The sequence below is a fragment of the Paenibacillus sp. Y412MC10 genome, from assembly GCF_000024685.1.
GTDB classification, from domain to species: Bacteria; Bacillota; Bacilli; order Paenibacillales; family Paenibacillaceae; genus Paenibacillus_AQ; species Paenibacillus_AQ lautus_A.
Genome location: NC_013406.1, coordinates 5,350,810 through 5,371,296, shown reverse-complemented (window position 1 = coordinate 5,371,296; position 20,487 = coordinate 5,350,810). Strand labels below are relative to the sequence as shown.

Annotated in this window: 17 protein-coding genes and 1 other annotated feature; of the genes, 16 read left to right on the top strand and 1 reads right to left on the bottom strand. The window is 52.6% G+C overall.

The annotated features are described in order from the left end of the window. Positions 1–181 precede the first annotated feature (181 nt). From GYMC10_RS23460 to GYMC10_RS23405, 11 genes are all read left to right on the top strand, one after another. Positions 182–1,252, top strand: coding sequence for a bifunctional 3-deoxy-7-phosphoheptulonate synthase/chorismate mutase (locus GYMC10_RS23460; RefSeq protein WP_015736823.1), 1,071 nt, complete (start codon positions 182–184; stop codon positions 1,250–1,252). Between the two features lie 81 nt (positions 1,253–1,333). Beyond that, positions 1,334–1,563 (top strand) — a binding site (T-box leader). Between the two features lie 95 nt (positions 1,564–1,658). After that, positions 1,659–3,215 (top strand): 2-isopropylmalate synthase, encoded by a 1,557-nt coding sequence (locus GYMC10_RS23455; RefSeq protein ID WP_015736822.1) that lies wholly within the window; start codon positions 1,659–1,661, stop codon positions 3,213–3,215. A gap of 554 nt (positions 3,216–3,769) precedes the next feature. Continuing rightward, entirely contained in the window at positions 3,770–5,341 is a 1,572-nt protein-coding gene (locus GYMC10_RS23450; protein WP_041622043.1) for an extracellular solute-binding protein, read from the top strand. Between the two features lie 29 nt (positions 5,342–5,370). Continuing rightward, on the top strand, positions 5,371–6,582 hold the full coding sequence (locus GYMC10_RS23445; RefSeq protein WP_015736820.1) for a glucuronate isomerase: 1,212 nt from the start codon (positions 5,371–5,373) through the stop codon (positions 6,580–6,582). A 118-nt stretch (positions 6,583–6,700) separates the two neighbouring features. After that, positions 6,701–7,003, top strand: a complete 303-nt coding sequence (locus tag GYMC10_RS23440) for an ArsR/SmtB family transcription factor (RefSeq protein ID WP_009591021.1) — start codon at positions 6,701–6,703, stop codon at positions 7,001–7,003. Positions 7,004–7,148: 145 nt separating this feature from the next. After that, positions 7,149–8,333, top strand: coding sequence for an MFS transporter (locus GYMC10_RS23435; protein WP_015736818.1), 1,185 nt, complete (start codon positions 7,149–7,151; stop codon positions 8,331–8,333). A gap of 240 nt (positions 8,334–8,573) precedes the next feature. Then, complete coding sequence (locus tag GYMC10_RS23430) at positions 8,574–9,614, top strand: LacI family DNA-binding transcriptional regulator (RefSeq protein WP_015736817.1); 1,041 nt, start codon at positions 8,574–8,576, stop codon at positions 9,612–9,614. 733 nt (positions 9,615–10,347) lie between these two features. Further along, positions 10,348–11,307 (top strand): ABC transporter permease, encoded by a 960-nt coding sequence (locus tag GYMC10_RS23420; protein ID WP_015736816.1) that lies wholly within the window; start codon positions 10,348–10,350, stop codon positions 11,305–11,307. A gap of 18 nt (positions 11,308–11,325) precedes the next feature. Then, positions 11,326–12,210: a carbohydrate ABC transporter permease gene (locus GYMC10_RS23415; RefSeq protein ID WP_015736815.1), complete on the top strand. Its 885-nt coding sequence runs from the start codon at positions 11,326–11,328 to the stop codon at positions 12,208–12,210. A gap of 50 nt (positions 12,211–12,260) precedes the next feature. Continuing rightward, on the top strand, positions 12,261–13,883 hold the full coding sequence (locus GYMC10_RS23410; protein ID WP_015736814.1) for an extracellular solute-binding protein: 1,623 nt from the start codon (positions 12,261–12,263) through the stop codon (positions 13,881–13,883). A 34-nt stretch (positions 13,884–13,917) separates the two neighbouring features. Next, positions 13,918–15,189 (top strand): Gfo/Idh/MocA family protein, encoded by a 1,272-nt coding sequence (locus tag GYMC10_RS23405; RefSeq protein ID WP_015736813.1) that lies wholly within the window; start codon positions 13,918–13,920, stop codon positions 15,187–15,189. Between the two features lie 93 nt (positions 15,190–15,282). Here GYMC10_RS23405 and GYMC10_RS23400 read toward each other — a convergent pair whose 3' ends face one another. After that, complete coding sequence (locus GYMC10_RS23400; RefSeq protein ID WP_015736812.1) at positions 15,283–15,714, bottom strand: Lrp/AsnC family transcriptional regulator; 432 nt, start codon at positions 15,712–15,714, stop codon at positions 15,283–15,285. Positions 15,715–15,840: 126 nt separating this feature from the next. Here GYMC10_RS23400 and GYMC10_RS23395 point away from each other — a divergent pair, with 126 nt between their 5' ends. From GYMC10_RS23395 to GYMC10_RS23375, 5 genes are all read left to right on the top strand, one after another. After that, the gene (locus GYMC10_RS23395; RefSeq protein WP_015736811.1) at positions 15,841–16,599 is read left to right on the top strand and encodes an MBL fold metallo-hydrolase; all 759 of its coding nucleotides are present in this window, start codon (positions 15,841–15,843) and stop codon (positions 16,597–16,599) included. 276 nt (positions 16,600–16,875) lie between these two features. Further along, positions 16,876–17,769, top strand: a complete 894-nt coding sequence (locus GYMC10_RS23390; RefSeq protein WP_015736810.1) for a helix-turn-helix transcriptional regulator — start codon at positions 16,876–16,878, stop codon at positions 17,767–17,769. Between the two features lie 50 nt (positions 17,770–17,819). Then, positions 17,820–18,638, top strand: a complete 819-nt coding sequence (locus GYMC10_RS23385; RefSeq protein ID WP_015736809.1) for an NAD(P)H-binding protein — start codon at positions 17,820–17,822, stop codon at positions 18,636–18,638. A 62-nt stretch (positions 18,639–18,700) separates the two neighbouring features. Next, positions 18,701–19,678: a daunorubicin resistance protein DrrA family ABC transporter ATP-binding protein gene (locus GYMC10_RS23380; RefSeq protein WP_015736808.1), complete on the top strand. Its 978-nt coding sequence runs from the start codon at positions 18,701–18,703 to the stop codon at positions 19,676–19,678. After that, positions 19,644–20,483 (top strand): ABC transporter permease, encoded by an 840-nt coding sequence (locus GYMC10_RS23375; RefSeq protein ID WP_015736807.1) that lies wholly within the window; start codon positions 19,644–19,646, stop codon positions 20,481–20,483. Before GYMC10_RS23380 ends, GYMC10_RS23375 begins: the two co-directional genes overlap by 35 nt. Positions 20,484–20,487 lie beyond the last annotated feature (4 nt).

The following is a 20,487-nucleotide window of genomic DNA, read 5'->3' as shown; positions in this document are numbered from 1 at the left end:
GCATGTTTCGTGCAAGCCGTAGGTTTACCCGTAACCCTTGCGTTAAGAGGTTCAAGTGAGATGTGCTTGCTATATTTTTCGCATATCTAATAAGGGTGGTACCACGACTCCTCGTCCCTTTCCGGGCGGGGGGTCTTTTTGTTTATATATACCAGAAAAAAATGCGAGGGAGAGATTCTAGATGAGTCAAGGACGTTTGGAGCAATTGAGATCGGAGCTTGATACCGTCAATCTTCAGCTGCTGGAGCTGCTGTCGGAGCGGGCGCGGATCGCCAAGGAAATCGGTCAGGAGAAAGTGAAGCAGGGAGTGCCTGATTTCGATCCGGTACGCGAGAAGAAAATGCTGGACACCTTGGTGGAACATAACCAAGGCCCTTTTGATAATGAGACGGTGCGTCATTTGTTTAAACAGATTTTTCAGGCATCCTTAAAGCTGCAGCAGGTCGATCACAAGAAGCATCTGCTGGTGAGCCGGAAGAAGAAGCAGGAGGATACGCTGATTGAGCTGGGCAATACGGTGATCGGCGGCGGCACGCCGGTGATGATTGCAGGGCCTTGTTCGGTTGAGAGTTATGAGCAGGTGCGCCAGGTAGCTGCAGCCCTCAAGGAAGCCGGCATTACCGTCATGCGCGGAGGAGCGTTCAAGCCGAGAACATCGCCTTACGATTTTCAGGGCTTGGGCGTGGAAGGCCTGAAAATACTGAAGGAAGTGGCGTCCGAGTTCGGGCTGAAAACGATCAGCGAAATCGTGGATCCTGCCCATATTGAGCTTGCGTGCGAATACATTGACGTCATTCAGATCGGCGCGCGGAACATGCAGAACTTCGAGCTGTTGAAAGCGGCAGGGGATGTCCAAACGCCGGTGCTGCTGAAACGGGGGCTTGCGGCTACGATCGATGAGTTCGTGCACGCTGCGGAGTACATCGTGTCCCGCGGCAATACCCAGGTGATGCTGATTGAACGCGGCATTCGGACATATGAGAAGGCAACGAGAAACACCTTGGACATCTCGGCAGTGCCGATCCTGAAACAAGAAACGCATCTGCCGGTGCTGGTGGACGTGACGCATTCCACGGGCCGCAAAGACATTCTGGCCCCATGTGCCAGAGCGGCACTGGCTGCGGGGGCAGACGGCGTAATGGTAGAGGTTCATCCCGATCCGGCCACGGCGTTGTCCGATGCGGCACAGCAGCTGAATATTCCGGAATTCCATGATTTCCTGGCGAATGTGAAGATGTCCGGATTGCTGTAAGAAGCGTCGTTTTTAATATCTGGAAAATGAAGGGTTGACAAATCGCCGTTCATTCCCTAAGATAGTTATCAAAATTCATATTGAAATGTTTTGATTAGAAATAGTAAAAGCGAAATGACTTTTCAGAGAGCCGTTGGCAGGTGCGAAACGGTAACGTCGTTCCCTTTGAACTCGTCTATGAACAGCTGCCTGAACATGTAGGGTTAGCCGGAGTTCCACCGTTACAGGGATAGATGGTGATGGCCATCGAAGAAGATCATTTTGCATAAAATGAATTAGAGTGGTACCGCGGGTTCAACCCCGCCTCTATACGTAGAGGCGGGGTTTTTTGTTGGTTAAATTCCGGGTTTAACCAACCCTGCTTGATATAGATAAACCAAGATTAGCGACCAAGGAGGAATTCCGAATGGAACGAAATATTATCGTATTGGACACAACCTTGCGCGACGGAGAACAGGTTCCGGGCGCCAAATTGAACGTACAGCAAAAAATCGAGTTTGCGCAGCAGTTGAAGCGGTTGAACGTCGATATTATCGAGGCGGGCTTTCCCGCGTCTTCGGCAGGAGACTTTCAAGCGGTTCAGGAAATCGCCCGCACCGTGGGCGACAGCGTATCGATCACTGCGCTTGCGCGCGCGGTGAAGGGCGATATCGATGCCGTATATGAAAGCATTAAGCTTGCGCAAAACCCGCTGATTCATATCGTGCTCGGTACCTCGAACATCCATGTGGAGAAGAAATTCAACCGCTCCAAGGATGCCGTGCTTCAGATGGGCGTAGATGCCGTGAAGTATGCCAAAACGCTGCTGCCTCAAGTTCAGTATTCGACGGAGGACGCATCCAGGTCCGATTTTGAATATCTGTGGAAAACGATCGAGGCCGTGGTAAAGGCCGGGGCAACGATGATTAACGTGCCGGACACGGTCGGTTATGCCGTGCCGGACGAATTCGGCGAATTGATCCGCAAAATCAACGAACGCTTGAAAAACCTGAACGATCAGGTGATCCTCAGCGTTCACTGTCATAACGACCTGGGACTTGCTACGGCGAACACGCTCAGCGCCGTGCGGAACGGCGCCGAGAAAGTGGAATGCACCATCAATGGTTTAGGGGAGCGCGCCGGCAATACTTCGCTGGAAGAAGTGGTCATGGGACTGAAGGTCCGGGAGAATCATTTCAAGGCATCCACCAACGTCCGGCTCAAGGAGCTGATCCGAACCTCACGATTGCTGACGCATTTGACGGGCCTGGATGTGCAGGTGAACAAAGCGATAACGGGCGAGAACGCATTCGCGCACTCGTCCGGTATTCATCAGGACGGTCTGCTGAAGGATAAGCAGGTCTATGAAATTATGTCGCCGGAGGAAGTCGGCGCCGACAGCATGGAGCTGATCCTGACGGCGCGTTCGGGACGGCATGCGTTCAAGAATGCGGTGGAGAAGCTGGGCTTCGAGACGGGTGAAGGCGATGATTTTGAAGCGCTGTTCGAGAAATTCCTGCTGCTGGCCGATGCCAAGAAGGAAGTATATGACCATGACGTCTTCTATCTGGTAACCCAGCACCGCACCCATGAAGAAGTCAGCAGCCATCTGTACGAGCTGGACTCCTTCCAGGTTGTCACCAATGATATGTATCCGACGGCAACCGTGAAGCTGAAGAAAGGCAGCGAGACATTCAGGGACAGTATGGTGGGGGATGGTCCGATCGATGCGCTGTACAGCGCCATTAAAGCATTGGTCGGTTTGGACGTGCAGTTGAAGGATTACAAAATCAACAGTCTGTCGAGAGGAAAAGAAGCCATCGGCCGAGTGAACATCCGTATCGAATACCAGGGCAAAATCTATTCCGGGCGCGCGATGGATACGGATATCATCAAGGCCAGCGCGCTGGCATTTCTTAACGGAATCAATGCGGTCTTGCTTGATGCCGGCCACGATTCGCAAGCGCCGGTGAGTGCACGATAATATTGCCGTCGTAAGGATCCTGATGGTTGAACAGATAGGGTGTTGCCGGATAGGGGAGCCTTAAAAGAAAGCGCCCAGCGGGCCCAGAATATTTTGGCCGATAAGGGGTACAGCAATCAGGTTTCTTTTTCAATATGAAACGGTTTGGGCTGCGGCAGGACATCCGAAAGCCGTGTTTGCCTGTATGCCCCATGAGTTGGCTGCGTTCACCGAAGGGCAAGTAATAACGGTAACGTAATATAAATGAAAAAACCGACTTCGCGTAGCCCCGGAGTCGGTTTTTTTGTGCGTTGCGTAAAAGTAGCATTGATGACAGAGTTCCGCTTCGGGCATATAACGCCCTGCATAGGAAAACACAGGCGAGCTGAAAAAAGTACATGTCAATCGACGGGATTTGAATGTTATTATGAAAGCGCTTTATAACTGTGGGTGACACTCTTCGGGGGGAGCGGGCTTACCGACTTTCATTAAGACTGAGCAGACTCGAAATCGGGGCAGTCATGTAGAAGCAACTTGATAGGCAATCTGCGAGAATAGGGAAGGAAGCGATGTGGATGAGAAGAAAATGGAGTTTCATTTTGATGAGTGCGCTTATCGCCTTAACGGCAGTCGGCTGTAATGGTGCTAAGGAAGCGGATGGAGGGAAAGCCGGTTCGTCCGGGGCCGCGGCCGATGGCAGGCTGTCCTTTACGATGTCCATGGCGACCAGCGGAAACAAACACGCCGAGCGTTCGAAGGATGTGAACGAAGAAAGATGGGTGAAGGAGCTTGAGAAGCTGACCAATACGGACATTCATCTGACGATGCTTCCGCTGAAAGATTTCGATAGCAAAATGACGCTGATGTTCGCTTCCAATGATATTCCTGACGTTGTCCAGAACGTGGGAGGGGCCACGAGCAAGGGGATGTCCGGCTCCGTAGAGGCCGGCGTATTCATGCCGCTTGACGATTTGCTGAAGGAGCATGCGCCGAACTTGATGAAGAGCGTGCCGAAGGAAGCGTGGCAGGAGACCAGCTATGACGGCAAAATATACGGAATCCCGGCCTGGCTGTCCAATCCGTCCCGGCGGGCGTTGTTCATCCGTACCGATCTGCTGGAGAAAACCGGCCTTCCGGCGCCCAAGACGGTGGACGAGTTTCTGGACGTGATGCGTGCGATGAAGAAGGAAGGCGTGGAATTTCCGTATCAAATGCGCGAGAATTTTAAATATGCGGATACGATATTAGGCGCTTTTGATGTGCTGCCGTCCCAGTTTGAGCTGCAGAACGGGGAGGTCGTTCCCAAGTTCTTCGACGTGGAGAATATGACGAAGGCGCTGGAGACCTATAAGACCATGTACGACGAAGGCTTGATTCCGAAGGATTTTGCAACCCTGACATCCAGTGACTACGGCAAAAACAACGAGAGCGGCAAGTCGGGCATGTGGTCGGCCAACGCGCAGCTACTCGCGGAATACCGCGGCAAGCTGAAGAACGCCGTGCCGGAGGCTAAGCTGGACATCATTCCTGCTCCGAAAGGACCCGAGAACGTCGGAGGCCATCTGCTCTACTCCAGCATTAATACGTCTTACTACATTAACAGCAAGGTGTCGGAGGAAAAGGCGATCGGCATCATCAAGTTTTTCGATTGGATGCTGACGCCGGAGGCGGAAACGTACTTCTCGTTCGGGATTGAAGGCGAAACCTATACGAATGAGAACGGAACGATAAAGTTCACGGCGCCGACTACGCCGGAGGCCATGGATGAGGACCGTTTCCGCGCCATGTTCTGGTTTGTGCACGATATGGTTTATAACAAGGCAAGAGAAGAGCTGACGGAAGACGGGCAGGACATGATCAAGTTTATGGATACCGTGGTCTTCAAGGAAGGGTTGGGCTCGATTCGCTTCTCGCCTGCACTGGACGCGTATGCCAAATATCCGGATGCCGCGCCGCAGGGCGATGATGTAGGTCCGAAGCTGGTTCTCGATCATATGATCAAGATGATCTATGGCAGGGAACCGATCTCGGACTGGCCGAACGTAATCGAGGAGTATAAGAAAAAAGGCGGCCTCGAAATCATCAAGGAAGCGACAGACCGTTACAACGAAGGGAAGGGCGTCGTCGTTTCGGAAAATCGAAAGTAGGCGATTTTTGAAGCGAAGGAGATGTTGGCATGAGCCTGCATGATAACGGCGGCAAACAAGCCGCGTTTTTTGAGCGAATTATGGGACTGCCGGTCTTTGATACCCATACCCACCTTGTCGGCGACCGGCTTGGCGCAAGGGATTTCTGGGAAATCGCGCACTACTTCTGGTTCTATCGGGAGCTCCAAGCCGGAGGCTATCCGGATGGAGCGGAGAAGCTGCCTGAGGAGGAACGCATAGCTGTATTTCTGAATGCCTACCGCTCGACGAGAAGCACGCTGATGAACTGGACGTTCACTTCCATTATGCGTGAGTTATACGGGATCGGGATCAAGGATGAAGATTCGATTCGGGAAGCCGTGACCGCAGTGCGGCATTCAGCCGCCGAAGAGGGATGGGCACAGCAAACGGCAGACCGGATGAATATCCGCCGGTTTGTCGTGAACCATCCGGAGCACGCAACATTTCAAGGCATGCGGGATCCTGCGGTATGGATTCCCCGGATTGACGGAGCGCTGGGCCGATGGGTCGACCAGATCGTGCAATCCTCAGAACCGGCCAGGACGTTGCTCGCGGTACGGGACGAGATAAACCGGCAGCTTGGCGGTTATAAAGAAGCGGGCTGCCAGGGCATTATGACCACGCTGCCGCGGTATGAATCGAGCACGAACCTCCGCCGGGAGATCGGCTCGGCAAGCGGACGTGACGACATCTTGATGGAGCTGCTGCACTTTATCTGTGCGGCAGCCGATCGAAACGGCTTGCTTGTCCAGCTGTTTCTGGGCGTCGAGAGGTCATGGTGCGGCACGGCGTTCCCTGCGAACGATACGGAGCGGATCCTGAAGCTCGCCGCTTTATTCGAGACATACCGTTGTCCTTTTGAGCTTGTGCTTGCGTCGGAGCTGAACAATCTGGATGCGGTGCAGGCTGCCTGGAATTTTCCGAACGTTCATGTCGGGGGGATGTGGTGGTTCAACTTCCGGGCAAGCACGTACCGGGACAGCATGCAGTACCGTCTGGAAGCACTCCCGGCCAGTAAAAGCTCGGTGATCGTTTCGGATGCCCGATGCATGGAATGGAGCTACGGCAAGATCCTGCTTGTGAAGAAGCTGGCTGCCGAGTTTCTGTGGGAGCGGGTCACGTCGGGCTGGATCGATGAAGAAACTGCGCTGCAGACGGCAGAAAAATGGTTCTACGCGAGTGCCGTAAAACGCTACGGCAATTCCGCCGGAGGAGCTTGATGGACAACGAAAGTTTTTATGCAATAGTCGATCCTGACGGGATCGGCTTTTGCTGGTTCAACAAGAAACCGGAGGAATCAGGATTGACATATCGATAAATCTCGATATAATGATACGTATGAAACCAATCGAAGTGTTTAAAGCGTTGTCCAATGAATCAAGACTGGAAATATTGCAGTGGCTCAAGGAACCGGAACAGCATTTTACGCCCCACGAAGGGATTGATATGAGGGAAATCGGGGTATGCGTAAGCCAGGTGACCGAGAAATTGAACATGACGCAGTCCACAGCATCGCAGTATTTATCGATTCTGCATCGGGCAGGCCTGATCAAGACGGAACGCTTGGGGAAATTTACGTATTATAAGCGGGATGAAGAAGTGATCCGGGAAATCGGAGAGTATTTGAAGCAGGAGATATAGAACAGGAACTGAATGTTTCCTTAGAGTAAGAAGGAATATTCAGTTTTGTTCTGCATTACGTATCTATATATTGCGATATGTCTTTTTATTGGTTTAACATATCGACAATTCACGATATGTAAATATAAAATAAAGGAGTGGAATCATGACAGGTTCATGGAAAATTTATGTTTTGGCTATCGTCAGTTTTTTAGTAGGGACGTCGGAGTATATCATATCGGGGGTGTTGGATAAAATCGCGGATTCGTTAGGGATTACCATCACCGCTGCAGGCCAGCTAATCACGATTTTCTCGTTGGTATACGCAATCTTGACTCCCGTGCTTATGGCATTGACGGCTAAGGTGGAGAGACGGAAGCTGCTGGTCTATTCGTTAGGCGTGTTTGTGGTTGCCAATCTTTTGTCATTCGCTCTGCCGGGATATATCCCGTTTGTCATCGCCCGCGTACTTATGGCGATGGGCGCTGGCATGGTGGTTGTCACGGCGCTCGGAATCGCCGCCAAAATCGCGCCGCCAGGCAAGCAGGCGAGCTCGATCGCCACGGTGGTCATGGGCTTCACGGCTTCGCTCATCATAGGCGTTCCGCTCGGGCGAGTCGCAGCCGCTGCTTTTGGATGGAAATCGGTGTTCGGGTTGATTGCCGTTCTGGGGGTTATTTCGATGTTGGTCCTGCATAAGGCCATTCCCAAAACAACAGGCGATGCCCCGGTTCCGCTGCTCCAGCAGTTCGCCCTGCTCAAGAAACCCAAAGTGGCACTTGGTTTGGCGATTACGTTCTTCTGGCTGGGCGGGTATTCCGTCGCCTATACGTACCTGTCCCCTTATCTGCTGAACGTTAGCGGTTTGAACGAACAATGGATCAGTTCAGCCCTGTTTGCCTTCGGCATTGCCAGCCTCATCGGCTCCAAGTTCGGAGGGTTCAGCACGGACAGATGGGGAGTACCGCTTACCTTAATCGGCGGCATGCTTCTGCATATTATTGCTTTAATCGTCCTGACTTTTACCGATGCGGGAGCATCCGTTATGCTGGTGTTTGCCGTACTTGTGATTTGGTCGCTGGCCGCTTGGTCATCCGGGCCCACGCAGCAGTATAATCTCGTCCAGCTGGAGCCGAATTCCTCGGGGGTCATGCTTGGCCTGAACCAGTCCATGATGCAGCTGTCCATGGCGGCAGGCGCGGGTATCGGTGGAATCGCGATCGAACGAATTTCGTTGTCGTCCATCGCATGGATCGGCGCTGCGGGTGTTGCGATAGCCGCGGTTGTATCGCTTGTACTGTTTCAATACATTAAGCAGGAGAGCACGGATCACGCGGCACTCGATGCTTGAAAGCATGACCGATGGTAACAGCCTGCTGCTCCGGGTCCTGCGATGCTCCGGCAGCATCGCTGCTAAGACCGGCTTTGTTACTAAAATTCGATAATGGAAGAAAGCAGTAGCTACGGCTGAGGCCGAGGCTCCTCGTACAGCAAATGGACATCCATTTGACGCCCTCCAACCGGAACGTTTATGCTATGATCAATGATAGCGGAAAATTTGGTTCCAAATTTTGCAGGAGGAGGAGATCGATTGGCTAAGCTTAAAGATATCGCCGAAAGGGTCGGCGTATCCATATCCACGGTTTCGCGAGCCATCAGCAACGATGCTAACCGTCCGGTCAATGAAGAAACCAAGCAGAAAATTCGGGAAGCGGCTCTTGAACTCGGTTATAAACTACATGAACCACCCCGAAGCGTACATGCTTACAATACGGCCGACAAACGGGTTGTCTGTGTCGTCCCCCAACATCTGATGGACGATCACCCGTATTTTTCAACGGTTTTAGCCGGTTTCCATAAAAAAATGGAGGAGCTGGGCCAGCCCCCGGCTATCGTCCGCACATGCGAAGAGGTCGGGGATGCGGACCGGATACGGCTCATGCTGAGGGAGACGGGAGCGCAGGGTATTGTAGCCATCAGTTGGTACGACAAGGAGCTGTTTGAGTTGATGCAGCAGGCCGGTGTTGCCATCATGGGCGTGAGTTTGAATGATGACCGGTTGAACGTCCCGGTTGTAGACTGTGACCGGATCCTATCGGCGAGGGCAGCCGTACGCCACCTGATCGACCAAGGGCATTCGCGGATCGCTTATATCGGAGGCCCCGCATATTCCAAGCAGATGGAAAGCGAGGAACGGTATGTCGGATACAAATTCGCTATGCTCGAGGCCAACTTAGAGGTGCGCGAGGAGTGGCAGATGAACACCGGATGGAACGTGGATCGAAGCTTCAGTAAGTTGTCCGAGCTATTGGGAGGGCTTCCCAAAGGGCAATGGCCGACGGCAGTTTTTTGTGCAAGCGACATGCTTGCCATTCCAGCCATGCGGGCCGTTGTCGAGAACGGCGGCCGCATACCGGAGGATATCGCGATCGTAGGAATGGATAACATCGATGTGGCCCAGTATACTACACCGCCGCTGTCCTCCGTATCCGTTCCCAAATACGAAATCGGCAGGGTAGCGGCCAAATCGATTGTGGATTATTTGGATGGTCATTTCCCGATGGCAACCAAGATATTGCTGCCATGCTCATTGATTGTGCGGGAATCCTCCAGATTTACCCGGAAGCAGTAAAAATATAACTTATTATGTTTGGTTAACTGACATTTAAAGACAAGGAAAAGATGATCAAACAGCCGTCGGCTTGAAAACCGGCGGCTGTTTTTTGCTGTTACTCACTCCAAAACAAATCATTTCACACCAAAAAGATCCAAAAAAGTGTTTGACTTTGCCAAAATCCTATATTATTATGAGTGAAAATCATGGAGGTGTTTGGCGTTGGGTTTTCCTTTTTTGGAGTTGGATAATCACCGTCCGCATCGTTCCATTTACACATTGATTGCGTTTTCATCCCTTTTATATCAACGTAATCGAATAATATAAAATATTCCCCGTAGAGAAGTTGAAGACCCTTCAAATTGCAAGTTTCAACTCTTGCTAGTATCGATAATTATCCAAACTAATTCCAAATATATTCTGATATTATCCAAAAATAAATCCAAAGAACTAGAATAACGTCCGATTCCATCGGATTTTATTTATAAACTATGAGAATGTCATTATTTATGACGTGAAGATCCTGAAATGCCCCATTGAATCACGGTGGCTTGATGCGGTTGTTGCTTTTGTCAGATGACGGATTGCAGAGAAAAGGAGGGAAATCGTAAACCGAGTGCTTTACCAGCTGGATCCATAGGAAGAGAACATGATCCCCTAAAGGTACCCGCTAAAGGAGGGGGTCAATGGAACGTTATGGTTTGCTTTGTTGCCGTTCTAGATTAACCAATACATACCGAGGTGATGCTCATTGGCAAATATGACCCTGCAGCCCGCAGCAAATGCGGTATCCGAGACGAAGCGTAAGCGCTTCATGTGGAATCGCATCCTTCGCAATTGGCAGCTTTATGCCCTGATTTCACCGGTCATCGCCTATTACGTCCTGTTCCAGTACGTTCCGATGTACGGCATCCAGATCGCCTTTAAGGACTTTATTGCAACGCAAGGAATATGGGGCAGTCCGTGGGTCGGCTTCGAGCACTTTGACCGATTTTTCAACAGCTATTATTTCTGGCGCTTGATCAAGAACACGCTGGGCATCGGTTTATACAGCCTGGCCGTCGGTTTTCCGATCCCGATTATTCTCGCTTTGCTCATGAATGAGGTACGGGCCGAACGTTTCAAGAAATTCGTCCAGACCATCACTTACGCTCCTCACTTTCTCTCTACCGTGGTCGTTGTCGGAATGATGATGATCTTCTTATCGCCCCGTTACGGCATCATCAACCATTTCATTGAAATGTTCGGCGGCCAGCCGATCAATTTCATGACGGAGCCATCCTGGTTCAAGTCGCTGTACGTGCTGTCGGATGTATGGCAGACGATGGGCTGGAGCTCCATCATTTATTTGGCTGCCCTTGCCGGCATTGACAACCAACTGCACGAAGCCGCGCGTGTCGACGGTGCGACCAGGCTTCAGCGCATATGGCATATTAACATCCCGGGCATCATGCCTACGATCATCATCCTCCTGATCCTGAACATGGGCAGCATCATGGGCATTGGATTCGAGAAGGTGCTCCTGATGCAGAACAACCTGAACATGGAGAGCTCCGATATCATTGCCACCTATGTCTACCGAATGGGGATCCAGAACGCCGAGTACAGCTTCTCCGCGGCGATCGGATTGTTCAATTCCGTCATCAATTTCATACTGCTGGTTGCGGTGAACTTTATTTCGAAGCGGGTTAGCGAAACAAGTCTTTGGTAAAGAGGGGAGCATCGAACCATGCAAATTGAATCCAGAGGGGACCGTATTTTTAATGTCATCAACTATGCGATTCTGATCCTGGTCACCGTCATCGTCATGTACCCGCTGCTTTTTGTGCTCAGCGCATCGTTTAGCGACCCGCAGGCGGTTCTCCGGGGCGAGATGCTGCTGTGGCCAAAGGGAGTCAACCTGAATTCCTACGCGAAAATATTCCAGAACCAGGATATCATCAGCGGCTTTACCAACACGCTGGTGTACACATCGCTCGGCACGCTCATCAACCTCACGATGACCATTCTTGCGGCCTATCCGCTGTCGAGGAAGGATTTTGTCGGGCGAAATGCCATCATGGCACTATTGGTTTTCACGATGTTTTTCAGCGGAGGACTCATTCCGACGTATTTACTGATCAAGAACCTCGGCATGCTGAACACGCTCTGGGTCATGATTATCCCGAATGCCGTATCCATCTGGAACATCATCATCATGCGCACCTTCTTTCAGCAGTCCATTCCCGGCGAGCTGCAGGAGGCCGCGACCATCGACGGCTGCTCGAACATCAAAATATTGACCCGGATCATATTGCCGCTGTCCATGCCGATTATCGCGGTGACCATTCTCTTCTATGCGGTCGGTCATTGGAATGCGTTCTTCAATGCACTGTTGTATCTGTCGGACAAAGATAAATTTCCGCTGCAGCTCATCCTGCGCGAAATCCTGATTCAGGGACAAACGAACGACATGGTCAAAATGTCGACCGAATCGGCGATCAAGCAGCAAAGGGAAGTGGAGGGCATCAAGTACGCGGTGCTGGTCGTGGCCAATATTCCGGTGCTGGCGCTCTATCCGTTCCTGCAGCGATATTTTGTCAAAGGCGTGATGATCGGGGCCATCAAAGGATAAATTCCTTGCATGGATAAATGGATGGAACACGATAAAGGGGAGGATTACGGATGAAGCTGAAGCAATGGGGAAGTCTTCTGTTGACCTGCATGTTGTCGGTATCGCTGGCGGTCGGCTGCAGCTCAAAAGGCTCGGGAGGAACGGCTCAATCGGACCCTTCAAGTGAAGGGAAATCCGCGATAAATGAAACGGGATTTCCGATTGTCGACGACAAGATGACGGTGACCGGCTTTGCCGGAAAGTTCTTTGCCAATGCCGACTGGAACAACATCAAGCTGTGGCAGGAATATGAGAAAATGACCAATATCAAGGTGCAGTGGGACACGGTGCATAAAGACAATTTGGCCGAAAAACGCAACCTGCTGCTTGCCGGCGGCGATTATCCGGAGATGTTCTATGCTTCCGCATTCCCGAGGGCGGATTTGCTGAAGTACGGCAAGCAGGGCGCTTTTATCCCGTTGAATGACCTGATAAATCAATACGCGCCGAATTTTAAAGCGTTGATGGAGAAATATCCGGTCATCGAGAAGGGGATTACGATGCCGGACGGCAACATTTACGGGCTGCCGACGCTGTATGATCCGGAATTCCGGTCCGTGCTGTACGGAACGCCGTGGGTGAAGACGGAGTGGCTGACCAAGCTTGGCCTTCAAGAGCCGCAGACGCTGGATGAATTCTACGATATGCTGAAGGCGTTTAAGGAGAAGGACCCGAACGGCAACGGCCAGAAGGATGAATATGCTTGGGGCGGCGTAGGAACCGCCGGCATCGTCAACTATTTGCGAGGTTCGTTCGGCCTTAATTATCACGGAACCTCGAACATTAACGTGGATACCGACCCGGCGAGCGGAAAGGTCCGTTTCATTCCGACGGATCCAAGATACAAGGAACTGCTTCAGTTCGTGAACAAGCTGTACAAGGACGGCCTGCTGGAGCAGGATATCATGTCCGTGAAGAGCACGGAGGTGGACGCCAAAGGCGTTGAAGGCCTTCTCGGCGTCGTTGATAACGTGGATCCGGTCGCCATCTACAACCAGGAGGGTTATGTGGGGCTTCCGGTATTGAAGGGGCCGCACGGCGATCAGATGTTCAGTGCTACAGGCTCCCCGCTGGGGAACATCGGGATGTTTGTCCTGACCGATAAAGCGAAGAATCCGGCCGCGCTGATCCGCTGGATGGATTATTTCTACAGCGACGAAGGCATCCGCATGTTCTTCATGGGCTGGAAAGACGAAACGTATAAGGAAGATGCGGCCGGCAATGTGGATTACGTGGACGAAATCAAGAACAATCCGGAAGGGCTTAACCTGGACCAAGCGGTCGGGCAGTATCTGATATGGCCCGGCGGATATTATCCGGGCTTCGTGACGCAGAAGTATTTCAAGGGAGCGGAAGGCCTGCCGACGTCCGTAGAGAACGCAAAGAAAGCCGAGCCGTACGTCATCCCTCAAGAGAAGGTCTGGCCGCCGTTTAACTTTACGGCCGATGAGCAGTCCGAGCTTACCGGAATCCAGACCGACATTCACACGTACGTGGATGAGATGCGGGATAAATTCATAGCCGGCAACGAGTCTTTTGATAACTGGGACCAGTATGTCGCTAACCTGCAAAAGATGGGGGCGGAGCGCTATCTGTCCATTTATCAATCCGCGGCCGACCGATATACCGAATAAGACAAGGACCAAAACATTAAAGGAGCGACATGAGATGACACAATTGAAAGCCATATTGATCGGGGCAGGCGCGCGCGGCGCCGGGGGGTACGCTCCCTATGCCCTGGACTACCCGCATGAACTGGCCTTCGTGGCCGTAGCCGAGGCCGATCCGGCGCGGCGCACCCGATTTGCCAAGGAGCATGGCATCCCGCCGGAGCGGTGTTACGAAACCTGGGAACCGCTGCTGGCCGAGGCCCGGCTTGCCGATATCGCCGTCATTTGTACGCAGGACCGTATGCACTATGGTCCAACCATGCAAGCTTTGGAGAAACAGTATCACGTGCTTTTGGAGAAGCCGATGTCCCCGGAGCCGAAGGAATGCCTGGAGATGGAGCAGGCTGCCATCCGTAACAACAGGCTTTTGACCATATGCCATGTGCTGAGGTATACCCCTTTTTGGAGTACCATCAAACGCGTGCTTCAGGAAGGGACCATCGGCGAGGTGGCTTCGATCCAGCTGAACGAGAACGTGGGATATTGGCATATGGCGCACAGCTTCGTGCGGGGGAATTGGAATAACTCCGACAAGGCAAGCCCGATGATTCTGGCCAAATCGTGCCATGACATGGATGTGCTGTCTTGGTTGATGGACCGTCCCTGCACGCAGGTTACTTCGTTTGGCTCGTTGATGCATTTTCGTGAGGACCAGGCGCCCGAAGGCTCGGGGGACCGATGCCTGGATTGCAAAGTGGAACCCACCTGTCCCTATTCCGCTCCACGGTTTTACTTGAGCGATGAGTACAAGGGCTGGGCAAGGCATTTTACCCAGGAGCTGACCAAGCCGAACATTATTCAGGGGCTTCGCGAGACGGACTATGGCCGCTGCGTATATCGGAGCGATAACAACGTCGTTGATCATCAGGTCGTCAATATGGAGTTTGAGGGCGGCGCCACCGCGATGTTCAGCATGTGCGGATTTACGCATGAACAGGAGCGCAGAATCCAAATTATGGGTACCCGCGGCGAGCTTCGGGGAGAGGAAGGCAAGATCACGGTATACGATTTCCTGACCGGTCAGAAGACGGAGATTACGATTCCTTCGCAATCCAGCGGACATGGCGGGGGCGACAGCGGGATCGTGGCCAGCTTCCTGAGAGAGGTTCGGAGCTATAATGGACAGGAGAGCCTGACGTCGGCAAGCGCCTCCGTGCGGAGCCATCTTATCGCGTTCGCAGCGGAGAAATCAAGGCTGAATCAAGGCCGGTCCATCAATCTGAACGAATATGCGCGGGAATTGATGGCGGAAGAAAACGCGGTAAAATAAACGGAATTATATTAAAATTACATCATGTGAAAAATTTACAACAGAATAAAAAGAAGAAGCGGGCTGATCCTGGGGACAGCCTGCTTCTTCTTTTTATTTGACCTGGTCAATGGACAGGCTGACTTTATAATTCCCGTACTTCAGAAGCTCTTCCAGAAAATCGTTCAAATCCTTGGGCGAACCCGCCCGTACCCTGAGCAAATAACAGCCCTCACCGCTGACGCGGTGGGTTTCGGCGACCATGTCGTGCGACTGAATAAAGGACAGGAAAGGTGAGTGAGCCGTATGTAACGCCAAGAACACGGTGACAAAAGCGTGTACGGTCAGACCGATTTTGTCCGGATTCCAACGAAGCGTAAAGCCTTCAATGACACCCAGATCCTGCAGCTTGCGAACGCGGGCCCCGACGGCTTGTCCCGTCAAATGCACCCGCTGTCCGATCGCTTTGTGAGACAGGCTTGCATCCTCGAGCAGGTGCTGCAATATGCGAAGATCGACTTCGTCGAATTCATGAGCGCTTGGCATGCGAATGTTCCTTTCACGATGAAAGTGAGTACCCCTAATTCCTTTCACGAAGCCGTAGGCAGGAATTATAGCGATCTCTATAATGGGTTTAAGAACCATATTAATTGAAACAAAGGGGAAATGAAAGTGAAACTTCAGCTTATACGTAATGCTACGTTAAGAATACAGTACGCCCATCTTGAACTGCTGGTAGATCCGATGTTTAGCGATGCCAAGGCGAACCCGCCCGTCTTCAACTCCGCGAATGACAGACGGAATCCGCTTGTCCCGCTGCCGTTCTCCATGGCTGACAAGCTCCGTCCGAACGCGGTGCTGGTCACGCACCTGCACCCGGATCACTGGGATCAAGACGCGATCGACGCACTGCCGAAGTCAACGCCGATCCTGTGCCAACCGGGAGATGAGGATACCTTATCTTCACAGGGTTTTGCGTCCGTGACGGCAGTATCGGAATCCTTCGAATATGAAGGAATCTCGATCATCCGAACCGGCGGCCGGCATGGAACCGGTGAGATCGGCCAGATGATGGGGCAGGTATCCGGCTTTATTCTGAAAGCAGAAGGACACCCGACGCTTTATATAGCGGGCGATACCATCTGGTGCGATGAAGTGAAAGAAGCGCTCGATGCACATAAGCCCGATATGACGGTTGTCAATGCCGGCGGCGCCCGGTTTCTCGCGGGGGACCCGATCATCATGGATGAGGACGATGTGATCGAACTGCTGCGGTATGCTCCATATACGAAGGCCGTTGCGGTCCATATGGAAGCCATCAACCACTGCCTTGTGACAAGAGAAGCGCTGTCCGGTCGTCTGGCAGCTGAAGGCCTTGGCTCGCGAATCGAAATTCCGCAGGATGGCCAATGGGTCGAGTGGAAAGCGTAAAACCGCAACACGTTGCCGTTCGCTATAGCAGCGGAAAAAGCTTGCTGCCATCCGATGGCTTCAGCAGCAGTGAGACCGTCTGAATATGATATAATCTATGCAGGAAGCTCCGTGATACGGGGCTTTTTTGTTGTCCCGCCTCATCTGCTGCTTTTCATAAAAATAATCCCTATTTCAACGGGAACGTAATTTAATCCTGACATGCTAGATGTCAGGATTTATGGTTTAACATTCGATTCAGAAGTCAAAAAGGACGAAACGCAAGGAGTGTAAACGATGAAGCTGGACCGGCTGCTTGGCATTACGATGGAGTTATTGACCAAAAAAAGAGTGACCGCCACGGCGCTGGCGGCTAGGTACGAGGTTTCCGTTCGCACGATTTACCGCGATGTGGACCTCATCAATCAGGCCGGCATTCCAATCGCTTCCTATCCCGGTGCGGATGGCGGGTTTGAACTGATGAGCGGGTTCTACCTGACGAGGCAGCACTTCTCCGTGGATGACTTTTTGGCTATCTATCATCTCTTAAAGGGCATCGAAGGGACTGTGAAAGGGAGATATACAGCGATCATGAATAAGCTCGGAACCCTGCAGCCTGCCCTGTTGAACGGAGGATGTCATGAACAAATCATAGTCGAGATGAGCACGTCGGAACATGAGCGGACATGGGTCCGGCAAATGTTGAAAGCCATTGAAAGCTCGAACCTGATAACCCTTCATTATACCAGCGCATCCGGCAGCCGCTCAGAGCGGCAAGTGGAGCCGCTGCAGCTGTACTGGGAACAAGGCGTCTGGTATTTGGAGGCTTACTGCTTGCTCCAGCAGTCGAAGCGAATTTTCAGGGTATCTCGCATAACCGGTCTTGAAATATCCGAGAACACGTTCCTCCGAAGAGAGGGCCTGGAGCGGGAGGAGCAAGAGGAAATGCAGGGAATTGAGGCGCATCTTCGTTTCGATCCGTCCGCCGGTCCGCGGGTGATCGAGCAGTTTCCGGATGCATGCGCCTCCAGCGAGGGATGCTTGGATGTCCAAACCATCTTCTACACCAAAGCGTATGCAATCTCGGTGATCCTAAGCTACGGTGCCAAGGTGGAGATCCTCTCGCCGCCGGAACTGAAGGAAGATCTGCTGAAAGAGCTGGAGGACATCCGTAAACGTTACGAACCATGACGCAACCAATATACGCGTACCTTTAATCAACGAACAAGGAGGATTTCCATATGACCATTTTGATAACAGGCGCTACCGGAACCGTTGGAAAACACATCGTGCAGCAGCTTGTGCTGCAAGGAAACGAAGTGAGAGCGATCTCACGCCATCCGCAGCAGGCGAAAGTGCCCGAGGACGTTCAGATGTATGCCGGCAATCTCAATGACCCGGATAGTCTGATCCCCGCGCTGCAAGGCGTAACCGCGATGCATCTGATCATTTCCAGCGATGAGGCTTACGGAACCCTTCAGACGGATCCGCGGATTATCGAGCTGGCCGAGAAGGCGGGCGTAAAGCGGGTCACGGTATTGGTGGGCTATGAAGAAGGTCCCGTAGAAGCAGCTCTGCGAAACAGCGGAATGGAATGGACCCTGCTCAAGCCCGGTGAGTTTATGGCGAATATACTGACCGATTGGCAGGAATCGATCCGTGACGAAGGCGTTGTCCGCGAGCCGTTCGGCCATGCGTTGAGTGCGAGAATCCATGAAGCCGATATCGCTCGCGTGGCCGTTGCCGCACTTCTGGAGGAAGGTCACCATGGCCAAGAATATTTCCTTACGGGACCGGAGGCCCTCTCGCGAACGGAAGCGGTTCGGATCATAAGCGAGGTAACAGGCAAGGAGATCCGTTTTCTCGAACTGACCGAGGAACAGGCGAGAGAGCAATGGAGAGAGCAGGGCTACGACGAAGAGTCGATTGAGTTTTTTGTGCAAATGGGAAAAAATCCGCCCGAGATCGGTTATACGGTACTGCCGACGGTGGAGGAGGTCACGGGGCGGCCGGCAGCAACGCTTGCCGATTGGGTCCGTGATCATCTGGACGATTTTTAAGAGCTGGCCTTCTTAAGATGATGGAGACCGCGATGATAAAGGAAGAGAAGGGAATGTGATACTTGTCTTACGCCATTGAAACGAAAGGGCTTCGTAAATCCTATAACGGAACGGAGGTCGTTCGAAGCATCGATCTGCGAGTCGAACAAGGAGAGCTCTTTGCCTTGTTAGGTCCGAACGGCGCCGGAAAAACAACCACCATCCATATGTTATCCACCCTGATAAAGCCGGATGGCGGGTGCGCCAGCGTAGCCGGATTTGATATCGTGGACCATGCCCGAAACGTTCGGAGAAGGATTAGCCTGACAGGCCAGTTTGCGGCACTGGATGAAGGACTCTCCGGTCTTCAGAATTTAAAGCTGATCTCCAGGCTTTACGGTCATTCGGCAAAAGCGGCCCGGTCCGTAAGCGAGGAGCTGATCGAAGCCTTCGGACTCAGCGAAGCGAAGGATCGCGCGGTGCAGCATTACTCCGGCGGGATGCGGAGGCGGCTGGATATTGCCGCCAGTATCGTTACCGAGCCCGATGTTATTTTTCTGGATGAGCCGACGACGGGCCTAGACCCGCAAAGCCGTGTTCAAGTGTGGGATGTTGTAAGGTCGCTCTTGAAACGGGGGACTACGGTGCTGCTCACAACCCAATACTTGGAGGAAGCTGATCAACTGGCGGACCGGATTGCCGTGATGGATAAGGGGAATTTGATAGCGGAAGGGACGCCTCGGCAATTGAAGGCTTCGATTGGCGACAGGACGTTAACCGTCCAATTCAACGAGCAGGCCGATCGGGATAAACTGGGTACGTGGTTATACGAGGCGCACGCCTTGACCGTATTGCAGGACGATCATCCGTTGGTACATAAGATCCCGGTGAAGGATGCGATTGCAGCCCATCAGGCCATCCATTCGCTGATGGAGAACGGGTTCGCCATTGACTATTTTGCCTTAAGCGAGCCGAGTCTGGATGAGGTCTTTCTGTCACTGACCAAAAGTCGAAAGGAGGCGCTCCATGAGTGCAAACCAGCATACAGCGACAGCGAATAAGGACGGCTTGCCGACGGTTCGGCGAGCGGTCATCGATCCTCCCTCTATCCTGACGTCGATCCGAATCTTTATGTGGAGAACCTGGCAGCATACCAAGCATAACGGGTTTGGTCTAGTGATGGATGCGGTTCTGTCGCCGGTTCTGCTGCTGCTCATCTTCAGTTACCTGTTCGGCGGTGCCATGGCCGGGTCAACCGGGGCTTATATTCAATTCCTCTTGCCCGGCATCCTGATCCTGACGGTCGTTCCCATGACCGTGTACAGCGGAACCACGATATGCTCGGATATTACCAAAGGGGTGTACAATCGTTTCCGAACGCTGCCCTTCTGGCAGCCCGCATCCGTGATTGGCTCCATCCTTACGGATGGGCTGCGTTATGCGGCCGGCGTTACTGCTGCCCTCGGTACGGGCGTGGCGCTGGGTTTCCGCCCCGAAGGCAGTGCCATTCAGGTGTTGTGCGCCATAGCCTTCATCCTGTTGTTTGCCTTCAGCGTCAGCTGGATATTTGCGCTGGTCGGCGTCGTGGCCAAGCGGCCGGAGACGGTGTCGGGGTCCAGCATGATCGCGATATATCCGCTGCTGTTCGCCAGCAGCATTCTGGTGGATTCGTCGACGATGCCGAAATGGACAGCGACCCTCATTGATCTGAATCCCGTCAGTATGGCGGCTACCACCGTTAGGGCGCTGATGAGCGGTACGGCAGGAACGGCCGAAATCATGAGCGGAATCGGAGTCTGCGTGCTGTTTATGGGGATATTTGCCCCGCTTACGCTTTATCTGTACCAGACGAAAAACGAGCGGTAACAAG